Here is an 8,756-nt window from a genome sequence, read left to right as displayed (position 1 = left end):
GGGGTGGAATAAGGCTCTTATGACAATGAATCTCAATAATCAGCATTTCCAGAAAGTCCAGAGGGGCATAAGGCCAAAATTTGGCCGAATCGAAATCTTCGGCTGATATGATTTACGGGACACGCTCTGTTATCATGTCATCATATGCAGAAATATATACTGGCGCTTCTGCCTTGGAATTTAAGGCTGCGATATTTGCCATAATTGGCGCTTCTGCCTTGGAATTTAAGGCTGCGATATTTGCCATAATTACTGCGCTTTCTTGGGCCTCCTTACTTTTGGGATATCTTCTGATCACTAAACTTAACATTTTGAGACCACGAGATAGTTGATCCGCCCCCACAAGGGAACGAGCGATCTTATAAAGAACATCTTTAGAGTATTTTTCTTCAGGAAATAGACTCACAAATATAAAAAAAGTCTTTAAGGCCTGATCATATTTTCCTGTCTGGAGATAAAATGACCCTAGCTGAAAAATATCATTTTTTGATATCTTCTCTAGGGCAGGCCATCTCTTCAATGCGTTACCATACCAAATATCAGCGTCATCAAATTGACGCATCCGGGAATAGCAATCTCCTATACCAAAATATGCGTCCTTGACATGCTCATCATCCGGGAATCTCTTTACATACTTCTTAAAACTCTCAATTGCCCTATCAAACTTCCCCATTCGGTAATACATTTTACCAATCATAAACATAGCTTCAGGAATGTATTCTGATTCAGGATATCTCGAATAAAGACGATTAAATTCTGTCAATGCCTCTTGATAAAGATTCAAATACTCATAACTTTTGGCAAGCCTATAGATGGTTATTAAGGCATCTCCTTTTTTTAAATCAGGATAGTCGCGAATGAGATTTCTATATTGATCTACAGCTTTTAACAAATACTTTTTATTATCTGTTTTCTTTCCAAGAAAATAATAACAATCACCCACATGTCTTAATATGGATTCTTTTTCCATATCTTTGAAATCTTTATGTTGAATTATTTGCTCTAATTTGCCCAAGGCATCTTTATAGCTTCCAGACTTAAAATCCCTAATGGCAGCATTATATAAAGATGGCTCTCCGCATCTCTTATCTGCCGTTTGAGGATCTGTTCGATCCCTTGAAGCCGTCTCAAGTTGTATATTTTTTTCTGTATTCAATGAATCGGCCTTTTTCGAGGTCGAAATGCGCCCATTTTCAGGATCAATAACAGGGGGATCAAATTTTCGTATTATGAAATTCTTAATTATCCCTTTCTTTTTCAGGGTCTGCCCGGCATCCAATGCCTCCTGTCTACTTTTATATTTACCTGCCAGTACGCGGTACCACCTTCCTTTTTTAGAAAAATTCACATTTTTACAAAAAAGTTTAAGATCTTGTGCATTCAGCGATTCTATCATCGCGTTGGCCTCATCAAGATTTTTATACGCAGCTATTTGGACACTGTAGAATGCATCTTCAGCCCCTTCCCCGGAACTTTTTGCACAGGGGATAAAAATGAGCAATGCCATCAAGGCAATAAGGACAGGAAAATTGTTATGTAAAATCTCTAACTTGGAAAAGGTCATTTTTACCATCAGCAATAAAGACAATTTATGCAAATACGCTGTCAAGATTAAAGCAATTTATATACCAATTGCTCCCTGCGCTCCTCACAGGTTCAGGGTTCAGGGTTCAGGGTTTAGGGTTTAGGGTTGAGCGAAAACTTAAACCGTTGATTCGTGAGACCTGTCAATTATTTGACGAATTCTCCAATCTTTCAACGAAGGCGCGCATCTTACTATTCCCATACTACACGACACCAAGGTAACCGCTCACACTGTTAATAAACCATCACGGGGTATGCTTTTTGCTTTCTTAAAAAATCACAATCAAAACCACCGCTTATTTGTCAAGAATGGTATCTCCTCAATAAGTTGCGGTAAACGCTTTGGTATGCCAATTCTCTGGATTCCCGCCTTCGCGGGAATCCAGAAGTCAATACCCCGATTTATGAGATCTTACCAAGAATATTTTTCAGGAGATAAAATGGAGACTTACATCGCCAGGCAACCTATATTCACTAAGAGTAAAAAGGTATTCGGATATGAGCTCCTTTTCAGAGGAGGAATGTCCAACTTTTTCCCCAACGTAGATGGGGATATGGCCACGTCCAGACTCCTCTCCAGTAGCTTTCTCCTGATTGGGATGGAAAAGATCACAGGTAAAAGAAGGGCCTTTATCAATTTCACCCAAGATCTATTGGTAAACCGGATTCCCCTTATGTTCCCCAGAGAGAGAACTGTGGTTGAAATCTTAGAGGGCGTAAAACCTGAAAAGGATGTGATAAACGCATGCCGAGAGATGGCAGATAAGGGTTACTGCCTTGCACTTGACGATTTCTTATTCAGACCGAACTGTATGCCGCTTATCTCTCTGGCAAAAATCGTAAAGATCGATTTCAGATCGACACCTATGGAAGCGATATACGAGCTGGTTGAAAAATTATCTCAGTGCGATGTCGATCTCCTGGCCGAGAAGGTGGAAACTCATGAAAAGTTTCAGAAAGCCTTGGAAATGGGTTTTGTTTATTTTCAGGGATATTTTTTCGGTAGACCTCAGATCTTGAAAGGAAGGGATATCCCGACCTCCAAGATTACGCTGATGCAAATAATGGCCGAAATTAACAAGGAAGACTTCCGATTTGATGAGTTAGAGAGATTTATATCGCGTGATGTTGGTATTTCTTACAAACTATTGCGGTATATCAATTCCGCCTATTTCAGCAGGCTGGAAAATATATCTTCTATCAAACAGGCGACTGTTCTTCTTGGAGAATATGAATTAAGGCGCTTCCTTTCTCTTGCAGCGATGACAAAACTGGCCTCTGACAAGCCTGATGAATTGGTTCGGGCTTCCATTATCAGAGCCAAATTTTGTGAATTGATGGGAGGTCGGGGCAGCTTCATGGCCAAGCCGTCGACACTCTTTACCGTCGGGCTCTTTTCACTCATTGATGCCATAATGGATGACTCAATGGAGAACCTGATGAAAAAACTTTCCTTGTCAGAAAGTATCAAGAATGCCCTTGTATATAGAAGAGGAGAATTAAATCATTATTTGAAGCTTGTGGTATATTACGAAAAGGGAGATTGGGAAGGAGTTGCTGAGATGGCGGGCATTCTTGGTTTGGGTGAAGAGGATCTCCCCCGCTATTATATGGACTCCGTATACTGGGCAGATTCCTTCATGGTCATCTAAAAATTTATGGTACCACCAACCAGAGGTGATGGTACCAGTGGAAAAATCTGCCTACCCCGTGAACAGTTGCGCGATTTCTTATCAGCTTTGGACTATGACGGCTTGTTTAGAAGTCCTTGAAATCACCGTCATCCAGGGGGATAACCTGATTAGGTTTCATTTCCTCTGCTTTGGGAATGGCTATTTGTTTGCCCTTGACCATTTCTGCCGGTTTTCGGACCGTGCTACCAGCCCCTTTACTTTCTGCATCAGTCTGTCCGCCTTTTAGGTCACGACGGCCACTGGTTTTGAATATTGAAACCGTGGAAGAAAGCTCTTCTGCCGAGGCTGCACCGTTTTGAGCCACCTTGTCTATTTCGGAGATGGCCCTATTCACCTGCTCGATTCCTTCTGATTGTTCCTGGATGGCAGCAGCAATCTCAGAGATCAGGCCGGCCACTTTGTGTGTGCTAACAGCTACCTCACGATATTTCTCGTCGGTCTCTTGAACCAGGTCTGTCCCATTCTTAATCTTGTGGACGATATCTTCAATGAGCTTTTCCGTATTTTGGGCTGCTTCGGCAGACCTCATGGCCAGGTTTCTGACCTCCTCAGCCACCACGGCAAACCCGGAACCGGCCTCCCCTGCACGAGCTGCCTCCACAGCGGCATTCAGGGCAAGCAGGTTTGTCTGGAAGGCGATTTCCTGGATGGTTTTGATGATCTTGCCGATGTTATCACTGGCCGCTGATGTCTCTTGCAAGGAGCTTATCAACGCCTTCATCGAAACGTTTCCATCTGCCAGGACCTGTTCCGTAGCACCCATCAGCCTGTTCCCTTCATTGCTGTTTTCAGTGTTCTTTTTCATCATTGATGATATTTCTTCTATGGACGAGGAAGTCTCTTCTACCGCACTTGCCTGCTCGCTTGCTCCCTCAGCTAATTGTATGGCGCTTTCTTCTACGATACCGATTGTTTTGTTCAAGTACTCAGCCATATGAGAGAATGAATCAGCCAGAGCACCTAATTCATCGCGAGATTTGAGGGTCAAGTGACGGGTCAAATCCCCGCTCGCTATGGCGTCGGCCTGGTCCTTTAACATCTTGACAGGATTGACGACCAGCCTGGCAATCAAAAAATAGACCGACAGAATGGTTAAAAGGGCACCGCCGAGACCCATGATCAAGTTCCTGGTGCGAAGGGCAGAAATGCTTGCATACATTTTTTCGTTGAGCTGTCTGACAACTAATCCGCCCAGGACATGATGGCTTGAGCCATGGCAATGATAACAGCGCGTTTCATTCAAGATTGGGCGCAGCACTGAAAAATATCGTTTTCCTCCTATGATCTCTTCGTAGCCTGTTTTCAGGACCTTGCCGTCACTCAACATGGTATCCAATGCCTCTTTGAGGGAAGCTTCACGGATCTGTTGGGTTAGATATGTCCCCTCCTTTTCTGTCTCGGAGGCATAAACAACCTTTTTGTCAGTACCAAAGATGAGGACCTCCATATCTTTGGCACTCTTTCTCAACTCGGCCATTTGTTTTTTGATGGTGCGGCTATCACCTTTGGACATGGGAAAAATCATACTCGTGTATATTGAATCGGCCAATTCATGGCCTGCCTCATTGGTCTTTTCCCTAACATCCTTTGTGTGATCCCACATGTTGACATAGATGATAGAGCCAAGCACGACCAGAAAAAGTGTTGTGAGGGCAGCAAGCACCTTAGCCTGCAGGCTCCCAAACAATTCTCTTAACATTTTTTCATCCTCCTATATGCATCAGCTTATTCCCAGTAAGGATCAGTGCGCCCCGCCATGGATCAGGGGCTTGTAATCAAAGGCAGCTACTCGTTCTTGGCTGTGACACGTCTCGCAGTCCTTTGCTGTCAGGTTCTTCTTGAGATCCTCAGGGTCCTCGGATTCTATATGAAGACTTCCTGGGCCATGGCATACCTCGCATCCTGCATTCTTTAGGTGAGGTGTATCCTGTAAGGACTGAAAGCCGCCCGGCTTTCCAAATCCGGTCGTATGGCACTCAAAACACGTGCGAAACTCGGCGTCAGTGAGGTTTTTTCTCATACTTGAGATGCTTTCATAAGAATGGGCCTTTTTGGCGTATGTTTTAAAGCTTTTGTATTCGTCTTCATGGCACTCCTGGCAGGCCTCCGAGCCAACATAGGTTTTCTCTGCAGCCCAGACAGATGCAAGCTTTAAGGAACACCATACAAGACTCCCCATTGCCACTATCCCACAGCAGAGCGTAAAACAGATCACAGATTTCATTTTTTCCATCATATCCGCCTCCTTTGCGAAGGATCTCCCAATCTCTTTTTTTGTTTGTATCGGGATCCCATACCTGTTCGATGCCCATTCCGGGCAAGTTTGTTGCCGTAACGTTAGTAATTTTACCAACGTTGTAATTTTACCCTGGTCTAACATCTTTAGTGAGTTATCGACCATAATCAAAAAAACTTTAATTACCTGCTTCCTGGTGCGCGGGTAATTCAAGTTTTTTTTCCATTGTACCGAAAGGTACATCATTAATAGTGATTAATGATAAAGGAGGTTATAAACAATGCAGGTTGAACCAAAAGAAACGACAGGAGGCAAAATGTCTCCAGCAAGCAGAGAGGGAAAGTATCTCACCTTTGAGTTGGATGGCGAAGAGTATGGCCTGGAGATCCTCAAGGTAAAAGAGATCATAGGTATCATGAACATCACCTCTGTGCCTCAGACACCGGACTATGTAAAAGGGGTCATAAATCTCAGGGGGAAGGTCATTCCTGTGATTGATCTCCGCTTGAAGTTCGCTATGGAGCCGCTCGAATATAGTGAACGTACATGCATAATCATAGTTGATATTACAGGTACATCCGGAAAGAAGGTAATGGTGGGTATAGTGGTGGATTCCGTGTCTGAGGTCCTGAATATCAAGAGCGATGAAATAGAAGATACCCCGAGCTTTGGGAGCAGATTAAGTACCGAGTATATCATGGGTATGGCCAAGGTAAAGGGAGGTGTCAAGATACTGCTCGATATTGATCAGGTATTGAATGCTGAAGAACTTAACATTTTAGACAAAGCGGCATGAAATTAGAAATTCGGGTTAGCATGAAGGCCAAATTTCCAATTTCCTAATTTCAACGTTCCGTGAACGCTTACAAGAGAATAATCATGTTTAATAATCTAAAGTTAGGGACCAAGATAGCCGGCGGATTTGCAATTATGCTGGTCTTGCTCATTATAGTGGCCTTTGTGGGCTACAATAATATAAATCAATGCGGAAAGGCCTTTGATAATTACGTGTCACTTACGAATAGACAAGACCTTGCTGGTGAAGAAATGGTAAAGGGCGCCAGGGGATTATTGGCCTTGGGTGATAAGCTGCGTTCCGAGCAGGAAGAGCTGATACATTCCCGGATTACTGCGGCCAACAGTATTATGCTTATCGGGACGCTGATAGGGATTATCCTTGGATCCATGCTTGCCTTTTTTATTACGCGTTCCATCACCAAACCCATCAACCGTGTCGTTGACGGCCTGTCCGATGGGTCCGATCAGGTTGCCGCTGCCTCCGGTCAGGTCTCATCCGCCAGCCAGTCCCTGGCCGAGGGCGCTGCAGAGCAGGCATCGAGCATTGAGGAGACATCTTCTTCCCTGGAAGAGATGACCTCCATGACAAAGCAGAATGCGGACAATGCCGGTCAGGCAAATGCCCTCATGAAGGAGACAACCCAGATAGTCGGCAAGGCCAATGATTCCATGTCCGAGTTGACCCGTTCCATGGAAGAGATATCCAGGGCAAGCGAGGAGACGTCCAAGATCATAAAGACAATAGATGAGATCGCGTTCCAGACAAACCTGCTCGCGCTGAACGCAGCGGTTGAGGCGGCCCGTGCCGGTGAGCATGGCGCCGGATTTGCGGTGGTGGCGGAAGAGGTCAGGAATCTTGCCATGCGGTCTGCAGAGGCCGCCAAAAACACGTCAGACCTGATCGAAGGCACTATCAAGAGTGTCAAGGATGGATCCGGGCTTGTGGCCAGGACGAATGAGGCCTTTGCCGAAGTGGTCCAGAGTGTATCCAAGGCGAATGAGCTTGTGGGTGAGATTGCCGCTGCCTCCAATGAGCAGTCCCAGGGCATTGATCAGATCAACAGGGCCGTGGCCGAGATGGACAAGGTCATCCAGCAAAATGCGGCCAATGCCGAGGAGTCTGCCTCTGCATCTGAAGAGCTGAATGCCCAGGCCGAACAAATGAAGGCCTTTGTGGGCGACCTGATGGCCCTGGTCGGCGGTAATGGTAATGGAACAGGCAGGAGGCAGCCTGGGGTAATGAAAAAGACAAAGACCATAGGCAAAAAGGTCCTTGAGGCCTCGGTGGGAAAGGTCAAGAATAAGGCAGTAGCAGCTCACGGTGCAGAGGAAGTCAGGCCTGAAGGGGTCATTTCCATGGATGACGGGGATTTCAGGGATTTTTAGACATTGACAAGACAATAAATACTACCTATTATCGTATGAATAATACGTAAAATAGGAGGTATAGAATGAGAACCAAGAGAAAGGTCAGCTTGACCATCGATGGAGAGCTCTATGCGGCTATCGAAAAGGCATCAGAAACTCTCAATATGGCAAAAAGTCAGCTTGCCCAGGAGGCCTTCAGCTTATGGCTAAAAAAGGAAACAGATGCCCTCATGGCAAAAGGTTATGAAGAAATGGCTAAAGAGGACAAGGCCTTTGCAGATATCACATTTGAAGCCCAGAGAGAGGTCTTATAATGGCCAATTTCCCCAAAAGAGGTGAGGTATGGCTTGTTAACTGGAATCCTGCCAGGGGAAGTGAACAGGCAGGTAAACGACCTGCACTTGTTATTCAGAATGATATTGGCAATGAAAAGGCACCAACGACTATTGTGGCTGCAATTTCAAGCTCCGTGAAGATTTATCCCATGAATGTTGAAGTTAAACCCCCTGATGGAGGGCTTGATCGTCCTTCGATCATAAAAACAAGCCAGATACTTACAGTTACAAAGCAGAGATTGGAGAAACGCCTTGGCAGAGTCAGCAAGGTCAGGATGGATGCAGTTGATAAGGCCATTAAATTGAGTCTGGCACTATCATGAATTATACGCTTGATCATGTATGAACTGAGGGACACTGATTTTGAAAAGATTCGCCGTCTTGTCTATGAGCAGTGCGGCATCAACCTGCATGAAGGCAAAAAGGAGCTTGTAAAGGCCCGGCTGGGCAAGCGCCTGAGGCAAGGTAACTTCAAATCTTTTGCAGATTACTATCGTTATGTGACGACCGAAGAGGGAGTCAGTGAGTTTGTTACCATGATCGATTCCCTTTCTACCAATCTGACGAGTTTTTTCAGGGAAGACAGCCACTTCCGGAAACTTAGCGAGATCGTTCCCAATGAGTCTGTCCCGCAAATATTAGTTGCAAAATGAGGCCGAATTCGGTAAAATATTATATAATTTCAACATGATAATTGCTTTTTGAGGGCCTCATGAACTACAATTTCAGAAGCTATAATCC

At 44.8% G+C, this 8,756-nt stretch carries 9 protein-coding genes; 6 read left to right on the top strand and 3 right to left on the bottom strand.

Annotated features, from left to right (window positions below; all coding sequences use genetic code 11):
* Positions 1 to 112: 112 nt before the first annotated feature.
* Complete coding sequence (locus C4B57_04630) at positions 113 to 1,573, bottom strand: hypothetical protein (GenBank protein PXF55201.1); 1,461 nt, start codon at positions 1,571 to 1,573, stop codon at positions 113 to 115.
* 265 nt (positions 1,574 to 1,838) lie between these two features.
* On the opposite strand from C4B57_04630, the gene C4B57_04625 reads away from it, so the two are divergent.
* Positions 1,839 to 3,236 (top strand): hypothetical protein, encoded by a 1,398-nt coding sequence (locus C4B57_04625; protein ID PXF55200.1) that lies wholly within the window; start codon positions 1,839 to 1,841, stop codon positions 3,234 to 3,236.
* A 106-nt stretch (positions 3,237 to 3,342) separates the two neighbouring features.
* On the opposite strand, the gene C4B57_04620 is transcribed toward C4B57_04625, so the two are convergent.
* Both C4B57_04620 and C4B57_04615 read right to left on the bottom strand, forming a co-directional pair.
* Positions 3,343 to 4,977 (bottom strand): hypothetical protein, encoded by a 1,635-nt coding sequence (locus C4B57_04620; protein PXF55199.1) that lies wholly within the window; start codon positions 4,975 to 4,977, stop codon positions 3,343 to 3,345.
* 42 nt (positions 4,978 to 5,019) lie between these two features.
* Complete coding sequence (locus tag C4B57_04615; GenBank protein PXF55213.1) at positions 5,020 to 5,457, bottom strand: cytochrome C; 438 nt, start codon at positions 5,455 to 5,457, stop codon at positions 5,020 to 5,022.
* Between the two features lie 337 nt (positions 5,458 to 5,794).
* Here C4B57_04615 and C4B57_04610 point away from each other — a divergent pair, with 337 nt between their 5' ends.
* The 5 genes from C4B57_04610 (at position 5,795) to C4B57_04590 (ending at position 8,668) form a co-directional block, all read left to right on the top strand.
* A complete protein-coding gene (locus tag C4B57_04610) occupies positions 5,795 to 6,310 on the top strand; it encodes a chemotaxis protein CheW (GenBank protein ID PXF55198.1) in 516 nt (171 codons plus the stop codon).
* 83 nt (positions 6,311 to 6,393) lie between these two features.
* A complete protein-coding gene (locus tag C4B57_04605; protein PXF55197.1) occupies positions 6,394 to 7,698 on the top strand; it encodes a hypothetical protein in 1,305 nt (434 codons plus the stop codon).
* 65 nt (positions 7,699 to 7,763) lie between these two features.
* On the top strand, positions 7,764 to 7,994 hold the full coding sequence (locus tag C4B57_04600; protein ID PXF55196.1) for a hypothetical protein: 231 nt from the start codon (positions 7,764 to 7,766) through the stop codon (positions 7,992 to 7,994).
* Positions 7,994 to 8,338, top strand: a complete 345-nt coding sequence (locus C4B57_04595) for a PemK family transcriptional regulator (protein ID PXF55195.1) — start codon at positions 7,994 to 7,996, stop codon at positions 8,336 to 8,338. The genes C4B57_04600 and C4B57_04595 overlap by 1 nt, the downstream gene beginning before the upstream one ends.
* Before the next feature lie 15 nt (positions 8,339 to 8,353).
* Positions 8,354 to 8,668 carry a hypothetical protein gene (locus tag C4B57_04590; GenBank protein ID PXF55194.1) on the top strand — a complete coding sequence of 105 codons (315 nt, stop codon included), beginning with the start codon at positions 8,354 to 8,356 and terminating at the stop codon, positions 8,666 to 8,668.
* The last annotated feature ends 88 nt before the right edge of the window (positions 8,669 to 8,756 follow it).

The sequence above is a fragment of the Deltaproteobacteria bacterium genome (assembly GCA_003194485.1).
GTDB lineage: Bacteria > Desulfobacterota > Dissulfuribacteria > Dissulfuribacterales > UBA3076 > UBA3076.
This window is presented reverse-complemented; position numbering and strand designations above follow the sequence as displayed.